We start from the raw sequence: 16,793 nt of genomic DNA on the forward strand, positions 1-16,793 counted from the left end.
TGTCCCGTCCCCCTACACGTGCTACAGTTTACCTTTTTACCCTTAACTGTTTTCTTATGTCCATTTAGACGCGTCCGCCCCTGAATTATAATTATTATAGCCGAAAACGACAGAGTGTATAGAAATGGCTGCTCTCTTGTCTGTATAAAATACGTTACGAAAAAGAGGTGCGACTATGTTCAAATTGGGGAGAAAATGGGCTGAACGGTTGGAATTTGGCGTTTTCACACTGCCTGTTCTAATTAGCGTAATAGCCGTGTTCTATTACCCGTTTATGATGACGATTCGCTATTCCTTAACGAAGTGGAATGGAATATCCAAAAACCCTAAATTCATAGGCTTGGACAATTTCAAGCAAATCTTTAGCGGCGATGCCAACTTTATGAATGCAAGCTGGTTCACGATTAAATATGCGATTTTGTACATCGTGCTCGTGAACGTGCTGGCCATTCTGCTGGCGCTTGTTCTGGATATGAAGATGAAATCAACAACCTGGCTCAGAGCCGCATTCTTCATTCCTTACATTCTCAGCTTGGTTATCGTTGGTTTCATTTGGAAGTTTATCTTCATGCAAGGCTTCGAATCACTCGGGGCAAGCACAGGCTGGGGCATATTCAAGCTGAGCTGGCTCGGGGAACCAAATCTGGCCTTCATCTCCGTCCTGCTGGTCTCAATCTGGCAGTCGGTCGGTTTCTATCTCGTGATTTACATCGCCGGTCTGCAATCGGTGCCGGATGATATGAAGGAAGCAGCTACAGTAGACGGCGCTGGTCCAGTCCGCCGCTTCTTCAGCATTACGCTGCCTTTGCTGGCGCCTTCCATCACGATCTCCGTGTTTATGGCGCTGACGAACTCCATCAAAGTATTCGACGTTATCCTGTCCCTCACGGGCGGCGGTCCTGGCGGTACGACCTACAGCGTCGCTTACGATATATACCGGGATACGTTCCAGAATAACCTGTATGGATACGGTACGGCCAAAGCGCTTATTCTGTTCGTTGCCGTACTTATTATCACTATGATTCAATTGACGATCTTCAAACGCAGGGAGGTTGAGGCATAATGAAGAGCAAGAAGGCAGGCCGCATCGTCTTTGAAATATTCATGGTCATTCTCTCGCTGCTGTTCTTGTATCCTTTGTTCTTGACCATCATCAACTCTTTGAAGAGCTTCTCCGAAGTCATGACGGACGTGATCGCTCTTCCAAAAAGTTTGGCCTTCGAGAACTACAGCTATGTGTGGAAATACATTAACTATCCAAGATTGTTCCTGAACAATACCGTCATCACGGTGCTTGGCCTGGCCGGGATCGTCCTGATCTCTTCCATCGCGGCGTATAAGCTGGCCAGAACAAAATCCAAGATGAGCAACCTGATTTATTTCATCGTGATCATGCCGATGCTGATTCCGTTCCAATCGATCATGCTCTCCGTGCTGCAAATGGCGAAGAACTTCCATCTTTCGGACAGCACCTGGGGCCTCGGCATCCTGTATTGGGGCTTCGGCGCACCGCTGGCCATGTTCATTTACCACGGCTTCGTGAAGGGGATTCCCAATGAGATTGACGAGAGCGCAACGATCGATGGCGCTTCCGGTTTCCGCCTGTTCTTCCGGGTCATCTTCCCGCTGCTGAAATCGGTAACGACCACGATCATCATTATCGACGTCATGTGGATCTGGAATGACTTCCTGCTCCCGCTCCTGATGGTCAACGGCTCTCCAACCACAAAGACATTGACACTGGCCGCCTATACCTTCGTAGGGCAATACACCTCGGACTGGCAATATGCCATGACGGCGATGGTGATGGCCGTACTGCCATCCATTATCGTGTTCATGTTCCTGCAGAAGCACATTGTGAAAGGCGTTGTAGCCGGTGCGGTAAAAGGTTAAGGATCGGCACTCAACAAAGTTCTTGTTCCATGCAATCTAGCGCCGGGCTTGCGGTTCATCCGCAGTCCGGCGTTTTTGCGGTATATTGGCGGGATTTTCGGATATTTTAGCAATAAGCGCGGCTATTGCCTTACAGATGGTCCCCTCCTTAGCCGCTTTCATGGCTGCACCCGGTTTGATACAATCTAAACAGATGGAAAAGCAGGATAGAAACCACTAATGAAGAGAGGCTGATCCCGTGAGAGACGAAATCATCAACCGCTTTACTTCCTATGTCCGAATCGACACGCAATCCAATGAAGACAACGAGATTTGCCCGTCTACTCCCGGTCAACTTACTTTAGCCAGACAGCTGGTACAGGAACTGCAGGAGATCGGCATGGAGGATGTCAGCATGGACGACAACGGCTATGTTATGGCCACCCTGCCGGGTAACACGGTTAAAGACGTGCCTACCATCGGCTTTCTAGCCCACCTGGATACGGCAACCGACTTCTCTGGCGCCAACGTACAGCCGCAAATCGTAGAGAATTACAGCGGTGGAGACATTCCTTTAAATGAAGCCGGAAATATCGTATTATCCCCCCGGGATTTTCCAGAGCTGCACAAATACAAAGGCCATACGTTGATTACGACGGACGGCAACACTCTGCTGGGCGCGGACGATAAAGCGGGAATTGCCGAAATTATGACCGCGATGGCTTATCTGATCCAGCATCCTGAAATCAAGCATGGCAAAATCCGCGTCGCCTTTACGCCTGATGAGGAAATCGGAAGAGGGCCGGAGCGCTTCGACGTAGCGGCGTTCGGCGCGGAGTTCGCTTATACGGTGGACGGCGGGCCCTTGGGCGAGCTGGAATTCGAGAGCTTCAACGCCGCTATGGCGAAAATAACGTGCAAAGGAGTTAATGTACATCCGGGCACGGCCAAGGGAAAAATGATTAACTCGGCCAAAATCGCCATGGAATTTCACGGCCAACTTCCGGCCGGGGAAGCGCCCGAGCATACCGAAGGCTACGAAGGCTTCTACCATCTCTCTTCGATCAAGGGGGACGTAGAGGAGACACGGATGCAATATCTCATTCGCGATTTCGACCGTCAGCAGTTCGAGGGCCGGAAAGCCAGAATGGAGAGTATCGCTGCTGAACTGAGGGCCAAGTATGGCCATGACAAGCTTGTCCTTGATATCCGCGATCAATATTACAATATGCGCGAGAAAATCGAGCCAAACATGGATATCGTGAATGTCGCCGCCGAGGTCATGAGAAATCTCGGGATTGAACCAGTCATGACCCCGATCCGGGGCGGCACCGACGGCTCCCAGCTGTCCTACATGGGATTGCCCACGCCCAACCTGTTTACCGGGGGCGAAAACTACCACGGCAGATTCGAATACATCTCGGTCGACAATATGGTTAAAGCCACCGAGGTCATCATCGGAATTATCCGGCGGTTCGAGGAAAGAGCGCAGTCCTAGAAGACTGCGCTTTTGCGTATATCGGGTTTTCCTGCTGCCTGTACATCGTCCGCGCTGCCCGCTTATGGGCAGACTACTGTACAAACACTTTAAATTTTGTGTAAAAAGCGCTATTCTGAATGTTCAACAGCTAGGCTGCCATTAATCACTCATATGGGGAGGTACTAATGAAAATCAGGGTATCTGCAGTACAATATCACCTTCATACGATCCGCTCCTTCGAGGAGTTTGCCGACCAATGCAGGCATTACGTAAGAACGGCAGCGGAATACGATGCCGAGTTCATTCTGTTTCCCGAGTTCTTCACCACGCAGTTAATGTCCATCGGGAACGAGCGCGGTCAGGCGTTGACCATAAACGAACTTCCCGAATTTACGGAGCCATATCTGGAGCTCTTTACGGCGCTGGCCAAAGAGAGCGGCACCCATATTATCGGAGGAACCCATGTCGTCCGCAAAGGCGGCAAGCTGTACAATACAGCGCATTTGTTCTATCCTGACGGCAGGATCGGGGAGCAGCCCAAGCTGCATATCACCCCAACGGAAGTAAAGGAATGGAATATGAGCGCAGGCGAGGGGCTGCAGGTGTTCGAGACAGACAAAGGAACAATCGCCATGCTCACCTGCTACGACATTGAGTTCCCGGAAATTGTGCGAATGGCCAAAGCCAAGGGCGCGGACGTCATATTCTGTCCTTCGTGCACCGACGATCGCCACGGCTTCCACCGCGTTCGCTATACGAGCCATGCCCGAACGATTGAGAACCAAATCTACGTTGTCCTTACCGGAACGGTCGGCGCGCTGCCAACGGTCGATTTCATGCGCGCCAACTTCGGACAGGCGGCGATCATTACACCAAACGATATTCCGTTCCCGCCGCGCGGCCTGCTGGCCGAAGGCGAGATCAACCATGACATGATCGTGACCGCTGACCTGGATCTGGAGCTGCTCTATCAAGTGCGGGACAGCGGCTCGGTCACAACCTGGCGGGATCGGCGCACCGATTTATACACGGACTGGAAATAGCCAGCTGCTTTTCGTAAAGGAGGCTTGTCATGTATCATAAAGAGCTGTATGTATTTGACGGGAATCGCCCTGTTCCGGCCGTCATTCGGAATTATGGCCCTGAAGACTTCCCCGGCCTGATTGCGGTGCAGCAGGAGAGCTTTCCGCCTCCCTTCCCGCCCGAGCTTTGGTGGAATACGGAGCAGCTTGGCAATCACGTCCGATTGTTCCCGGAAGGAGCGCTGTGCATCGAAGTCAACGGTGAAATCGCCGGATCGATGACGGGGCTGCTCGTGAAGAACGAGAGCGTTCAGCCGGGCCATGCCCATACTTGGGAAGAGGTGACCGACGGGGGGTATATCCGGAATCATGACCCTCATGGAGGCACGCTGTACGTGGCGGATATTAGCGTTCGCCCCACGTACCGGAAGCTGGGACTGGGCAAGTGGCTGATGCTGTCCATGTACGACGTCGTTGTCCAGCTCGGGATCGACACGCTGCTCGGCGGCGGGCGAATGCCCGGATATCATTTACATGCCGGGAATATGACGGCCGAGGAATACCTTGCAGCGGTAATCAGCGGCAGGCTGAAGGATCCGATCATCACCTTCATGCTTCGCTGCGGCCGTACGCCGGTCGGCGTCGTTCCTAATTATCTGGAGGACGAGGAATCCTGCCATTATGGGGCATTAATGGAATGGCGCAATCCTTTTAAAAGATAGATGACCTAAAATAATAAAAAACGAATAGGAGGTTTCACCTATGGAATATCATCGCATTACGAGCATAGAAGATCCTTTGTTCCGCAGCATGCACGAGCTGATGCAGGAAGTGTTCCCGCCAGAGGAAGTGCTGGAATTCGGCCTGTGGAAGGAGCCGCTGGAGGATCCGGGCATTCGCGTCTTTGTCGCTGTGCATGAAGGCAAAGTGGTGGGAGCTACGGAATACCGCTATTATGAGGATTTTAACGTGGCCATGACGGATTTCACGATTATCGGACGCTCCGGGCTTGGGATTGGACCCTTCCTGGCGAAGCAGCGTGGCAAGGATTTGGAGGCTCTGGCTGCGGAGAAAGGCGTCAAGCTGCATGGCATGTTCGCGGAGATCTATGACCCTTACCGGGTAGGAGAGCATGAGTTTGGCGGCGTGAAGCCGATGGACCCTTTCGTGAGACGCGAAGTACTTTCGCATCTGGGCTACAAGCGCCTCGACTTCGAATACGTGCATCCGTCCTGGAACAATGACGGGGAAGCCGTGACGGGGCTCGATCTGTGCTTCCTGCCTACCGACGACGAGCAGGATAGGCTGTCGGCCGAGCTGATCGTCAGCTTCCTTAAGCGTTATTACGCTGTGCTGCCTAACCGGCCGCAGTCCTGGTATGACATGGTGAAGCGTTTGGAAGCTCAATCCGAAGTAGCATTGCTGCCACTATAGAAGCTATTTTCAACTGATGCTGAACAACATCAGAGACCCGTTCATGATCGTATCCTGCGATACGGGAACGGGTCTCTTCGCTTTGTGCATTACTTTGAAGCCAAGCTCAATTTGAGCCGCAAATTAGGCTTACAGCGTTAATCCGCCATCCACCGTAACCAGCGATCCCGTCATGTAGCTGGAATCAGGAGAAGCCATGAAGGCGACCACCCCGGCGATCTCCTCAGGTTCAGCCGGACGCCCCATGCGCATGTTCGAAATTTCTTCAGGCACATAGCCACCCTCTTGGAAGGACTTCGCCACGTTTTGGGTCAATGGGGTCTTTACGCCTCCAGGACAAATTGCGTTGACACGGATGCCCTGCTTCACATATTCCATCGCCGCCGACTTCGTTAGTCCGACAACCCCATGCTTAGTGGCTGAATAGACGCCGGCGCTATGCTCACTGCGGATGCCCGCCGTTGATGCGGTATTGAGGATATGGCCGCTGCCCTGCTTCTCCATTACCTTCAGCACATATTTCATGCCGAGGAAGACGCCTTTCAGGTTGACGGCCACCAGACGGTCGAATTCCGCTTCCTCCACGTCCGCGGTCTTCGCGAATTTCTGTACGACTCCGGCATTGTTGAAGAAAAAGTCGATCCGGCCGTAGGCTTCCACCGCCTTATTGACGAAGTTCTGCACATCCTCGCTCTTAGCCACGTTCGCCTGAACAAAGATCCCTTCCCCGCCCTGCGACTTAACAAGCTGCAGCGTCTCCTCCCCCGTCTCCGCATTGAAGTCGACAAGAACGACCCTGTAGTTTGCCGCCAGCTTCAAGCTGGTGACGCGGCCGATGCCGCTGCCGGCACCTGTAATAACCGCTACCTGCTCCAAATTTGACATGAGTGACACTCTCCTTGATGATTTTAGTCTTGGTTAGTATGAGCTTGTCTTGTCAACTTCATATCAGCGTGAACGATGTGTCATGAATTTTTACTTAGCGGCATATCCGCCGTCGATCGGCAGCTCAATCCCTGTAATGTAGGAGGACTCGTCGGATGCGAGGAACAGTACGCCCGCAGCAATATCCTCTGCCTTGCCCAGCCGCGGTAGCGGGGTCATCGAGAGGAACCAGTTTCTCATTTTCTCATCGGCCATCATATCGACCGTCATCGGCGTTTCGATAAAGCCCGGATGCACCGAATTGGCGCGGATGTTGTGCTTCGCATAATCGACGGCTGTCGCCTTGGTGAGCATGCGAACCGCCCCCTTGCTAGCCGTGTAAGGGCCTGTACCGCTTCCGCCAGTAAGTCCGGCAATAGAAGAAATGTTAATAATCGAACCGCCGCCATTATTGATCATGTGCGGGATGACATGCTTCTGTCCGAGAAATACGCTAGTTACGTTGATGGACATCGTCTTCTCCCACTGATCGATTGTCAGCTCCAGAAATGGTGTCGCGTTCGATACCCCGGCATTGTTGACCAGAATATCGATTTTGCCGAATTTTGCGATCGTACCTTCAACCACGCGAACCCAATCCTCTTCAGAGGCTACGTCATGCGTGAAGCCAATCGCCTCCCCGCCGTTCTGCTCAATTTCCCGGACAACCTCCTGAACTTTATCCTCCTGGATATCGGAAATGGCCACCTTCGCTCCTTCTTTGGCAAAAAGGAGAGCGTCCGCCTTCCCCATTCCTCCGGCTGCACCTGTAATGATAGCAACTTTATGGTCTAATCTACCCATGATGGTATCCTCCCATTGTCATTTCTGGATCTTGCCGACTGGCAGCAAGCTCCCCATTTTTTCGTAAGCACTTATCAATGTATCGATTTCTTGCTCCGTAAGACTGTCCCACATCGGTTTGGTCAGCTCCTGGTATCTTTCAAGCATGCTTGCCATCACTTCATGTCCTTGCTCCGTAAGCCGCAGATAGACGCTGCGACGGTCGGTATCCGGGGTTATGCGTTCAATATAGCCTTTGGCTGCCAGCTTGTTGGACAAATTTGTTATGGCCGGCAGCGTGACATCCAATACCTCTGCCAGCTCTGAGCAGCTCTTCGGCTCGTCCTCAGCCAGAATTTGAATGATCAAATACTGAGGTGCTGTCAAATCGTGGTCGAGCAATTTGGCATAGCCGACGACAAACCGGTTCATATAGCCAGATATCATAGCTGACAAGCGTTCCTGCTTATTCAGCGCCCATCACCTCTGTTCCTTTTATCCAAAATTTAATTCATCCAATATAATAGTTTAAAGGTTTTAACTATTATATTTTTATCTTAAATCTTAGACGATAAGGAGTCAAATTGTCCCGGCAGGAAAAAAGCACCTTCGAGGCCTAGGCAAGCCTCAAAAGTGCTCTTGGATACATAACATCCTATGGGGACGGCACAGGCTACAATGTGATTACAGCGTAGTCGCTCCACTCCGCCGGAAGCAGCCTGGCGTAATGCGGCTGAAGGTACCGGTCATCGACCAGAACCAGCAATCCCGTGTCCTGCTCGGAACGGATAAGCCGCCCTCCCGCCTGAAGAACCTTGTTCATTCCCGGAAACACATAGGCATAATCATAACCGTTCCTGCCCGTCTGATCGAAATAATCGCGAATAATATTCCGCTCCAGGCCGATTTGCGGCAAGCCCACGCCAACAACGACCACGCCCGTCAAGCGGTTGCCCACTAAATCGATGCCTTCGGAGAAAATGCCGCCCATGACCGCAAACCCAATTAATGACCCGCCGGATCGGCCGGCTTCAAATGCGGTTAAGAAATCCTCCCGCTCTGCCTCCGACATTTCCCCATGCTGAACCATCGTATCCGCCTTAGAATCTCCTGCCATAAAACGTTCATAGACCATCTTCATGTAAGCATAGGAGGGAAAAAAGAACAAATAGTTCCCGGTCCGCTGCTCCGTCAATTGCCGCAAATAAGCGGCGAGCGGATCTACCGTTGTTTCCCGGTCACGATAGCGCGTCGATAAAGGCAGCAGGACAACCTCCAATTGCTCCCTAGAAAAGGGGGACTGGACAGATAGCGTATAATCATCGGCTTCAGCCCCTAGCATATCCCTGTAAAAGCCGATCGGCGCCAGCGTCGCCGAGAAATAAATATGCGAGCGGTAGCCTTTTCCCATTTCCCGCAGCAGATAAGAGGGGTCCAGGCAGAACATTCTTACCCGCACCTCCTGGCTGGAAATATCCACGTACGTTACATAACGTTCATCGTACAGCTTGCCGATTTTTACAAAATGGACGGCTTCAAAATACGTCTCAAGCAGCAGCGGCCCTGTTTCCGGAACATAGCCGCCTGTCCCCCCAGCCAATTCGCGTTCCGCCTGCTGGACGAAATCCTCCAGCAGCAGCAGCAGCTCGTCTGGAGCCTCGCGCTCGATCAAACGCTTCTCCTCCGCCTGCTTTCTCCGCCGGATGAAATAGGCGTTTACCGCTTTAGCCGCCGCGGACAATCTCTTGTTCGCCGCCTTGAAATCCCGCTGCAATGCGAGAAACGACGACTTGCCGAGCGTGCTGGAAAACATCTCTCTGGAGCGGTCCACCAGGTTATGGGCCTCGTCCACCAGCAAAGCGGTATGCCGCTTATGCTCCGCAAGCTGCCTTTTTAAGGAAACCCGCGGATCGAAAATATAATTGTAGTCGCAAATCACCGCATCGGCGGCATAAGCGGCATCCAGCGAAAATTCGAACGGACAGACACGATGCTTGCGAGCGTACGCCTCGATGACTCCGCGATCGATCAGGGTCTCATGGCCAAGCATATCGAGGATGGCCCCGTTCACCCGATCATAATAACCGTCCGCATACATACAGTCTTCTTTCCGGCAGCTGATCTGCTCCTGAAAGCAAATCTTCTCCTTCGCAGTAATGGTTACCGCATGAAGATGCAGTCCTGCGGCCTGAAGGCGCGCAAAGGCCTCCTCTGCCGCAGTTCGCGTAATCGTCTTAGCTGTAAGATAGAAAATGCGCTGCAGCAGCCCGGTGCCAATCGCCTTAACCGCCGGGAATATCGTCGACATCGTCTTGCCGATTCCCGTCGGCGCCTGGGCAAACAGCTTGACCTTCTCGGCAATGCTTGTGTATACCGCGCCCGCAAGCTTGCGCTGTCCTTGGCGATACGCTGGAAATGGAAAAGCTAATCCGTCGATGCTTGCATCCCGCTTCGCCCGGTGACGATACAGCATTTCCGCATAAGGGGCGTATCTCTCAATGACATCAGTCACGAACACCTCCAATTGCTCGCGCGTCATCCTCTGTACGAATCGCTTGTGTACATCCGTATCAACCTGGACATATGTCAGCTGAATGTTCATATTCGGGACATCGTTTGCCACGGCATACATATAAGCGTAGCACTTCGCCTGCGCCCAATGGACGGGGAAGGTATCTGCTCCAATCTCGTCCAGCTCCATCGCCGTAGATTTGATTTCATCGATCGTCACCTGCCCGTCCTCATCAACCAGCAGGCCGTCGCAACGCCCGTCAATGACGAAGACGAACTCTCCGCAAGGCATTTCCAGCGACAAATATACTTCCTTTTGATCCAATTCTCCGTATTGCTGCTGTATCCTCTGATGTGCTTTCGTACCTTCCGTCAAGGTGGCGACGCTCCGAAATCCGCCCTCCAGGCTTCCGCTTCGGAACACATACTCGACCAGATGACGGACGGCGATTTCTACCTGATAATTCACGATATCCACCTGCCGATCCATTAAGAACGTTTGTTCTCTACAGTATAACATGATCAACAGAGGTTAGCGCCAGTTCTTCCTTGAACACAAAAAAAGACAGGCTGATATCCGCCTGCCTCTGTTGCAAAAAATTATTATGCCTTATCCATCCGAATATTGTAATTATAAGCGTCGATCAGGTTCGACACCTTAGAGAAGTAGCTGCTCACAAGATTGTTGTCCCTGTTGCTGCTCGTATCCTTTGTTTCTAGAATAGTTAAAATGTCGGCTGCCGTTCCGATGACCTCCTGCAAAGCGGCGTCCAATTCCGGGACCGTCGCCCAGGACTCCTGCTTCCTCCGTTTGCCATCCTTCGCATATTCCGTAAACTGCTTCGAATCCTGGACCAGCAAGTCAAACAAAATTCTATATTCCTCCAGGCTGCAGTCCAAAATATTCTCATCAAAAATTTCGGCTTCAAAAAAGGCCTTTTCAATATCCTGCGCACGCATCACTACGCTAAGGGCATGATACCGGATTAAATAGTCCTGCTCTTTAAGCTTATCCAGATCACTGAGCTTCTGCTGCGCCGCAATCTGGTCGAAATCGTTATAAAACTGGTTGGCCAATGGCTCGTATGTATGGTATTGGGCAATAAATTGGCTATGCAGCTCCTTGCCTTTGGCAAACTGGTCGTCGGCGTATGTCCCGTCGTTATAGTAATCGGTTATTTCCTCTATCGTATCCAGCAGATCAAGTATTACCGGGCCTAGTTGGATGAGCGCTTCGTCCGCAGCGCCATACGACGGCTCGCCGGCCGCGCGGTCCACTGCAGTGTTTACTGTCTTCGCCAGTCCGTCCAACCCGGGAAAGGAGGCGAGTTCACTGCCGCTGAAGTCGTCGCTGATATACATATTTTCATCCATGCCAAATTCGCTAATATAACCCTCGATGGCTCTATCGAACGTTCCGCCGGTCATCATATTGTTCAAATTAATGTAAGCGCCGTACTTGGCGGCTGCATGCTCTTCTTCTATGCTTGCTCCATTGACGCTTGAGCTTCCCTTCAGCTCATCGATCAAACTGCAGGAGGTCAGCAGGAAGCAAAACAATACGCTGCAGAATATGAAATATATCCGACTCCTCATGTTTGGAAGGCCCCCATTCTATTTACCCGTCTGAATTATTTATCGGCTAAACTGTGGGGATTTTTTACTAGAACAACCATTCTTGCGCAGACAATATGCCCATATCCAAGTAATTCTAGGTTCTGTTGACCGGGATGCTGCTGCCTGCGGCTATTCCTCCCAAAAAAGATCATTCAGCGTCTTCGACAAAGCTTTGCAGATCGCCACGCACAAGCTGAGGCTGGGATTGTATTTTCCAAGCTCGATTAACCCGATGGTCTGTCTCGATACGCCAACGATTTGAGCCAGCTGCTCCTGGGACAAGTCCTTTTCGACTCTCGCCAGCTTCATTCTGAGGTTCTTCATTCCAAATCATCCTTGTTCACGTGCGCACTGGCTTTATTCGCCACTGTGTGAAGGCCGAAGGTTAACGCCAGGAACAGCGGAACATAAATCATCAATGAGACGAAAGCCACAAGCACGAAATACCAAAGAGACTGCAATCCCCCGTCAGCATAAAGAACTGCGCTGCGGAGGCCAAAGAACAAGGCCAGTCCCAAACCCATAACGCTGCCTGTAATGATATTCTTGGTGCTCATCTTGAATTTGCTCGTTCGATCGTGAACCTCGACGGCATCTGAATAAATACCCAGGGAAGCCGAACGAATCAGATAATAGAGGCTGGATGCCAGTAAAATAGCGAGTTCTGTGATTACCGATGTATCCGTGCCCAGCATGATGAATTTGCCGATCACCGACGCCAAGCAGATCAACATGACTAGCATATATATTTCCTTGTAAATTTTATTTTGGATATTCACGATTCTTTCGTCCGCTTGCTTGCCCCGACTTGAAAGCCATTGAAACCATTTCATGTCCGTACACCCTCTCTGTGTAGATATAATAGATACTCGTTTCGTATCTTCAATCTACAACATAAGTGTCATAATGTCAAATATATATTGCATTTAAACAATTATAATTGTCATCCAGATTTCTCACCCCATAGAGAAAACGCCCCCGATCGCAGCCGCAGCCGCAAACGAGGACGTACCTGATTAAAACGGGAAAAATATCGGCAGCATCGCCACCATCACTATACCGATAAAGATTTGCAGCGGGAGGCCAACCTTAATATAATGGCTGAATTTATATCGTCCAGCCGACATGACAAGTGCGTTTGGCGGCGTGGAGAACGGAGACGCAAAGCACATACTTGCCCCGATCGAAACCGCAAACAGAAACGGATAGGGGCTCACGCCAAGCTGAATCGCTGCGGTAAGGGCGATGGGCGCAAACAGTACTGCGCAAGCCGTATTGCTGATGAACATCGTGAGCAGGGATGTCGTGAAATATACCCCGGCCAGCAGTACAATCGGACCATAGCCGCCAAGCGTGCTCACCAGCCCCTCGGACAGCAGCGCAGCTGCTCCGGTCTTCTCAATGGCGATCGACATCGGGATCATTCCGCCGATTAAGACGATGCTCTCCCAGTTGATGCTTTTATACGCCTCCTCCATATTGCGGACGCAGCCGAAGACAACCATCAGCACGGCGGCGATCATGACGGCCGCCACAGCAGGCACCAGCTCGGTAATGAGCAGGATCACCATGAGCAGCATAATGCCTGCAGCGATCGGGGCCTTGATGTCCATTGTTACCTTGCGCGATTCTTCGATTGGCTGGCCGACAACAACGACGTTAGCCTGATCCGCAGCCAGCAGCGCGATATCCTTCCACGTGCCTTGGACGAGCAGAGCATCGCCGAATTTCATCCGCTCCTCCTTCAAATTATGCAGCAGATAGTGCTCCTTCCGCTGAATGCCGAGAATATTCACCCGGTATTTCTCGCGGAATCCTGAATGCTTGACCAGCCTGCCGATCAGGCTGGAGTTCGGCGTCAGCATCACTTCGGCAATGCCCACCTCGCTCGTCGCATACTGTGCATCCTGCTCGGGCTGCGGCCCGCTTCTCTCCGGGACGTGACGATCGAGCAAGCTCAACCCGTAATGCATGGCAAATTGCTCCGCCCGCTCAAACGTACCGTTGACATACAGAATATCATCCTCGTGAATGACGGTATCCGGCCCGGCAATCTCCTGGTTAATCGTCTTGAAAAATTGGTTCTTCGCCGAGATTTTACGGCGGATCTCAATGATGTTGACCTCGAACCTGGCCGAAATATCAAGCTCCTGCAGCGTTTTTGATTGGATCGGCGAATCCTTTCCTACCTGAACGCGAAATAGATTTTGCGTTAACTGATACTGCCTGGCGAGCTCCTGTAGCGAGCGGCCATTCTTCTTCCGCTTGCCCTCCGCCCTCTGGTGGTCAGGCAGAAAGCGGCGCAGAAAGAGCAGACCGATGATGCCCGCAGCCAAGCAGACGATGCCGACCGGTGTAAAGCTGAAAAAGGACAGCCCCTTATACCCGGCCTGCTGGAGCGTCTCCTGGATCACCAGGTTCGGCGGCGTACCGATCAGCGTAAGCATCCCGCCAAGACTGCTGGCAAAGGCGAGCGGCATGAGCAGCTTGCCTGGATGGGTACCCGCACTTATTGCCAGGCTCACGACGATTGGCATCATCACGGCAACCGTGCCGGTATTGCTGACAAAAGCGCCGATAAACGAGGTTACGAGCATAACCATAATCAGCAGCCGGGTCTCGCTCGTCCCCGCCAGGCGAAGCAGTATCCGGCTCGCCATCTTGGCCAGCCCAGTCTGAAGTATGCCTCCGCCCACGACGAACAATCCGATCATCATGATTACGACCGAATTGGAGAAGCCGGATAGCGCCTCAGCCGGAGTAAGGATGCCCAGCAGCATCAAAATGATCAGCGATCCGATCGCTACGAGATCAGACCGGATTTTTCCCGAAACAAACAGCACCGATGCCGTTATCAGAACGATAAGAGTGATGATCATTGGGCCATTCACGGTTGTTCCTCCTATGTAAATCCTGGATTTATTTCGTTATGTACGAACTTCAATAGCCATATCATAACATTGGGCCAAGCTGGGGAATAGGTATTTCGACAAGAAACATACTTTACCGGCTTTATGCCGAGGCTTATTATCACCCGGCGAAGCGCAAAAATCCCCTTCAGCTGCTCAGGCAGAGAAGGGGATTTGAATGGTCTCAAAAGGCTCTAATCCACGTAGCCGGCAAGACCCTTGTCCATCAAGTAATCCATCTCCAGCTCCAGAATCGTCTCCACGGTCAGCTCGTCCAGCTTCACGTCCGGTCGGCTCAGCACGTAATCCACCAGCTCATCGCCATCGATATCGACATCGCCTTTGGCGCCCTTATGGGCATTGTTGATGAACGCCTCCTCATGCTTCAGTACAGCCCGGATCGCCTCCGGCTTCGCTTCGGCGCGCTCGGCAATGTACTGAACGAGCTCTTGCTCATTAATTTGTTCGCTCATGAATGGTCAGCTCCTCTTTCACGATAAGTTATGCGCATCAGCTGAAGTTCTCATACAGCTTCTAGCTTGCCCTGATGTCTGTCATTGTACCATAGGATTGTGAGCAATAACCCGCCAATTATGGTCGCAGCTGGCCTGGATGATCCGATGCTTCCGAATGTATTCCGCAACCAGCTCAGCCATGTCGGCCGCGATTTCCCGCACGACGGGCTTTCCTTTGAACATTTCATAATCTCCACCGCCGCCGGCCCGGTAGCTGTTCATAACCACATCCATTTCCGTCTCGTCCTCAATTTGCCTGCCGGCGAGATCCGTCAGTTTCATAACCCGCTGCCCGAGCGGCTTGGCAGGATCCAGCTCATACCGGATGCCCTCCCACATATCGTAATTGTAATGCTGGGCTTTCGGCTCCAAGTAGGCTGAACTGACCGCAGGCCTGCCATCCGGGCCGGCCACGAAATAAGCGGCCGTCTGCTCCAATGCATCCCGAATATCCTTCCCCTTCAGCCGGAGCACCGTCAACGTATTGGGATATATGAAATTACCCAGCACATCGCGCATGGTTATGGTTGCGCCAAAGCCGAGGGACTCCTCACTCAGCAAGGCGGCGCACGATACAGAGGCCCCAGCAGCCTCCATCTGCACTTTATTTACGAACTCAATGAAAGGATGATCCGCCGTCCGGCAGATTAACGGACTGTGGATGCGCATATCTCCCGCCACCTGCCCGATCGGCTGATCCAGCCAGCTCTGTGTTGCGGCCTCCAGACTGGAGAACATCTCCAGAATCGTCCTGTCTGCATTTACCGAATCATCGACCAGGAGCAGCTCTGCCGTTTTGCGGCAAATGATCCATCCTTCCTCCTGCTTCTCCAGACAGACCACGACCTTGCCCAAAGTTTGTCCCAGGCTGCCGGGCTGGACTACGGCAACATTGCCAAGCTGCGCCGCCAGGAAACGATGCTGATGTCCGGTAATCAGCACATCTATGCCTTCTACTTCCCGGCAAAGCGCATAGCCCTGATTTTCCCCGGTCAGCTTCTCGCTCGCCTCCCCGCTGGCCAGATCCCGTTCGAAGCCGCCGTGGTAACAGACGACGAGCAGATCAGGACGCTCCCGCTTCCTGATCAAAGGCACCCATGCCTTCGCCGTCTCAAGCGCATCACGGAACTCCAGGCCCTCAAGATACAGCGGATTCTCCCAATTGGGAATATAATGCGTCGTCAGGCCAAGAATCGCCACTTTGACCGGGTTATCTAGCGGTCCTCTCTGTTTGATGATATAAGGTACGCCAAAGGCAGGCTCCCCCGTCCTGGCGTCGACAATGTTTGCCGACAACCAGGGAAAGTCCGACATTTCCATAACACGGCGCAGCACATCCTGCCCATAATTGAACTCATGGTTCCCTGGGACAGCCGCGTCATAGGACAGACGGTTCAGCACAGCCGCCGCTGGATGGGTTGCCCCCGTTCCCTTCTTTACATCATACGCGGCCATCGGCGACCCTTGTATCAAATCGCCGTTATCCAGCAAGAGCAGGTCGGGGGCTTGCCGCCGTTCCTCCTGAATGAGCGAAGCTATTTTTGCCAGGCCCAAGTTCTTATCCTCTGCCGTTCTATAATCTGTAGGGTAAATATGCCCGTGAATATCGCTTGTCACGAGAATTTCAATTTCGCAGGCTGCCGTTTTATTCATCGCCATCTTCTAGTCCCTTCTATAGCTAATTTCCAACGCTTTTCCTATTTAGTCTATCAGGCGAAATCATGAT

The 16,793-nt window shown here is 52.2% G+C and carries 16 protein-coding genes; 6 read left to right on the plus strand and 10 right to left on the minus strand.

What is annotated here, in order from left to right:
* Positions 1-175 precede the first annotated feature (175 nt).
* The 6 genes from MKX50_RS23690 to MKX50_RS23715 all read left to right on the plus strand — a co-directional run bounded on the left by MKX50_RS23690 (position 176) and on the right by MKX50_RS23715 (position 5,808).
* Positions 176-1,063 carry a sugar ABC transporter permease gene (locus MKX50_RS23690; protein WP_155612268.1) on the plus strand — a complete coding sequence of 296 codons (888 nt, stop codon included), beginning with the start codon at positions 176-178 and terminating at the stop codon, positions 1,061-1,063.
* A complete protein-coding gene (locus tag MKX50_RS23695) occupies positions 1,063-1,893 on the plus strand; it encodes a carbohydrate ABC transporter permease (RefSeq protein ID WP_155612269.1) in 831 nt (276 codons plus the stop codon). The genes MKX50_RS23690 and MKX50_RS23695 overlap by 1 nt, the downstream gene beginning before the upstream one ends.
* Positions 1,894-2,131: 238 nt before the next feature.
* Positions 2,132-3,370, plus strand: coding sequence for a peptidase T (gene pepT, locus MKX50_RS23700; RefSeq protein ID WP_339157920.1), 1,239 nt, complete (start codon positions 2,132-2,134; stop codon positions 3,368-3,370).
* A gap of 167 nt (positions 3,371-3,537) precedes the next feature.
* Complete coding sequence (locus MKX50_RS23705) at positions 3,538-4,395, plus strand: carbon-nitrogen hydrolase family protein (RefSeq protein WP_155612270.1); 858 nt, start codon at positions 3,538-3,540, stop codon at positions 4,393-4,395.
* A 29-nt stretch (positions 4,396-4,424) separates the two neighbouring features.
* A complete protein-coding gene (locus MKX50_RS23710) occupies positions 4,425-5,096 on the plus strand; it encodes a GNAT family N-acetyltransferase (RefSeq protein ID WP_213591285.1) in 672 nt (223 codons plus the stop codon).
* Between the two features lie 40 nt (positions 5,097-5,136).
* On the plus strand, positions 5,137-5,808 hold the full coding sequence (locus tag MKX50_RS23715; protein ID WP_213591287.1) for a GNAT family N-acetyltransferase: 672 nt from the start codon (positions 5,137-5,139) through the stop codon (positions 5,806-5,808).
* Positions 5,809-5,937: 129 nt separating this feature from the next.
* Here MKX50_RS23715 and MKX50_RS23720 read toward each other — a convergent pair whose 3' ends face one another.
* The 10 genes from MKX50_RS23720 to MKX50_RS23765 all read right to left on the minus strand — a co-directional run bounded on the left by MKX50_RS23720 (position 5,938) and on the right by MKX50_RS23765 (position 16,720).
* Positions 5,938-6,693: a glucose 1-dehydrogenase gene (locus tag MKX50_RS23720; protein WP_339157921.1), complete on the minus strand. Its 756-nt coding sequence runs from the start codon at positions 6,691-6,693 to the stop codon at positions 5,938-5,940.
* 90 nt (positions 6,694-6,783) lie between these two features.
* Entirely contained in the window at positions 6,784-7,536 is a 753-nt protein-coding gene (locus tag MKX50_RS23725; protein ID WP_339157922.1) for a glucose 1-dehydrogenase, read from the minus strand.
* Between the two features lie 18 nt (positions 7,537-7,554).
* Positions 7,555-7,962 carry a MarR family transcriptional regulator gene (locus tag MKX50_RS23730; protein ID WP_213591293.1) on the minus strand — a complete coding sequence of 136 codons (408 nt, stop codon included), beginning with the start codon at positions 7,960-7,962 and terminating at the stop codon, positions 7,555-7,557.
* Positions 7,963-8,188: 226 nt separating this feature from the next.
* Positions 8,189-10,546 carry an ATP-dependent DNA helicase gene (locus tag MKX50_RS23735; RefSeq protein ID WP_339157923.1) on the minus strand — a complete coding sequence of 786 codons (2,358 nt, stop codon included), beginning with the start codon at positions 10,544-10,546 and terminating at the stop codon, positions 8,189-8,191.
* 83 nt (positions 10,547-10,629) lie between these two features.
* On the minus strand, positions 10,630-11,622 hold the full coding sequence (locus tag MKX50_RS23740; protein ID WP_213591297.1) for a DUF3829 domain-containing protein: 993 nt from the start codon (positions 11,620-11,622) through the stop codon (positions 10,630-10,632).
* 150 nt (positions 11,623-11,772) lie between these two features.
* On the minus strand, positions 11,773-11,967 hold the full coding sequence (locus tag MKX50_RS23745; protein ID WP_155612277.1) for a helix-turn-helix transcriptional regulator: 195 nt from the start codon (positions 11,965-11,967) through the stop codon (positions 11,773-11,775).
* Entirely contained in the window at positions 11,964-12,476 is a 513-nt protein-coding gene (locus MKX50_RS23750; protein WP_213591299.1) for a DUF6773 family protein, read from the minus strand. The genes MKX50_RS23745 and MKX50_RS23750 overlap by 4 nt, the downstream gene beginning before the upstream one ends.
* Before the next feature lie 183 nt (positions 12,477-12,659).
* Positions 12,660-14,534: an SLC13 family permease gene (locus MKX50_RS23755; RefSeq protein WP_339157924.1), complete on the minus strand. Its 1,875-nt coding sequence runs from the start codon at positions 14,532-14,534 to the stop codon at positions 12,660-12,662.
* A gap of 212 nt (positions 14,535-14,746) precedes the next feature.
* Positions 14,747-15,025, minus strand: coding sequence for a hypothetical protein (locus tag MKX50_RS23760; RefSeq protein WP_283926204.1), 279 nt, complete (start codon positions 15,023-15,025; stop codon positions 14,747-14,749).
* Positions 15,026-15,106: 81 nt separating this feature from the next.
* Entirely contained in the window at positions 15,107-16,720 is a 1,614-nt protein-coding gene (locus tag MKX50_RS23765) for a bifunctional metallophosphatase/5'-nucleotidase (protein WP_339160242.1), read from the minus strand.
* Between the last annotated feature and the right edge of the window lie 73 nt (positions 16,721-16,793).

Source organism: Paenibacillus sp. FSL W8-0186, from assembly GCF_037969765.1.
Taxonomy (GTDB): Bacteria; Bacillota; Bacilli; order Paenibacillales; family Paenibacillaceae; genus Fontibacillus; species Fontibacillus woosongensis.

What these genes read in the sequence shown, in the direction of transcription:
- MKX50_RS23715 (WP_213591287.1), top strand. Translation starts at nt 5,137, where the DNA reads ATGGAATATCATCGCATTACGAGCATAGAAGATCCTTTGTTCCGCAGC.
- MKX50_RS23690 (WP_155612268.1), top strand. Translation starts at nt 176, where the DNA reads ATGTTCAAATTGGGGAGAAAATGGGCTGAACGGTTGGAATTTGGCGTT.
- MKX50_RS23730 (WP_213591293.1), bottom strand. Translation starts at nt 7,962, where the DNA reads ATGATATCTGGCTATATGAACCGGTTTGTCGTCGGCTATGCCAAATTG.
- MKX50_RS23745 (WP_155612277.1), bottom strand. Translation starts at nt 11,967, where the DNA reads ATGAAGAACCTCAGAATGAAGCTGGCGAGAGTCGAAAAGGACTTGTCC.
- MKX50_RS23720 (WP_339157921.1), bottom strand. Translation starts at nt 6,693, where the DNA reads ATGTCAAATTTGGAGCAGGTAGCGGTTATTACAGGTGCCGGCAGCGGC.
- MKX50_RS23710 (WP_213591285.1), top strand. Translation starts at nt 4,425, where the DNA reads ATGTATCATAAAGAGCTGTATGTATTTGACGGGAATCGCCCTGTTCCG.
- MKX50_RS23705 (WP_155612270.1), top strand. Translation starts at nt 3,538, where the DNA reads ATGAAAATCAGGGTATCTGCAGTACAATATCACCTTCATACGATCCGC.
- MKX50_RS23740 (WP_213591297.1), bottom strand. Translation starts at nt 11,622, where the DNA reads ATGAGGAGTCGGATATATTTCATATTCTGCAGCGTATTGTTTTGCTTC.
- MKX50_RS23725 (WP_339157922.1), bottom strand. Translation starts at nt 7,536, where the DNA reads ATGGGTAGATTAGACCATAAAGTTGCTATCATTACAGGTGCAGCCGGA.
- MKX50_RS23695 (WP_155612269.1), top strand. Translation starts at nt 1,063, where the DNA reads ATGAAGAGCAAGAAGGCAGGCCGCATCGTCTTTGAAATATTCATGGTC.
- MKX50_RS23750 (WP_213591299.1), bottom strand. Translation starts at nt 12,476, where the DNA reads ATGAAATGGTTTCAATGGCTTTCAAGTCGGGGCAAGCAAGCGGACGAA.
- MKX50_RS23760 (WP_283926204.1), bottom strand. Translation starts at nt 15,025, where the DNA reads ATGAGCGAACAAATTAATGAGCAAGAGCTCGTTCAGTACATTGCCGAG.
- MKX50_RS23765 (WP_339160242.1), bottom strand. Translation starts at nt 16,720, where the DNA reads ATGAATAAAACGGCAGCCTGCGAAATTGAAATTCTCGTGACAAGCGAT.
- MKX50_RS23735 (WP_339157923.1), bottom strand. Translation starts at nt 10,546, where the DNA reads ATGTTATACTGTAGAGAACAAACGTTCTTAATGGATCGGCAGGTGGAT.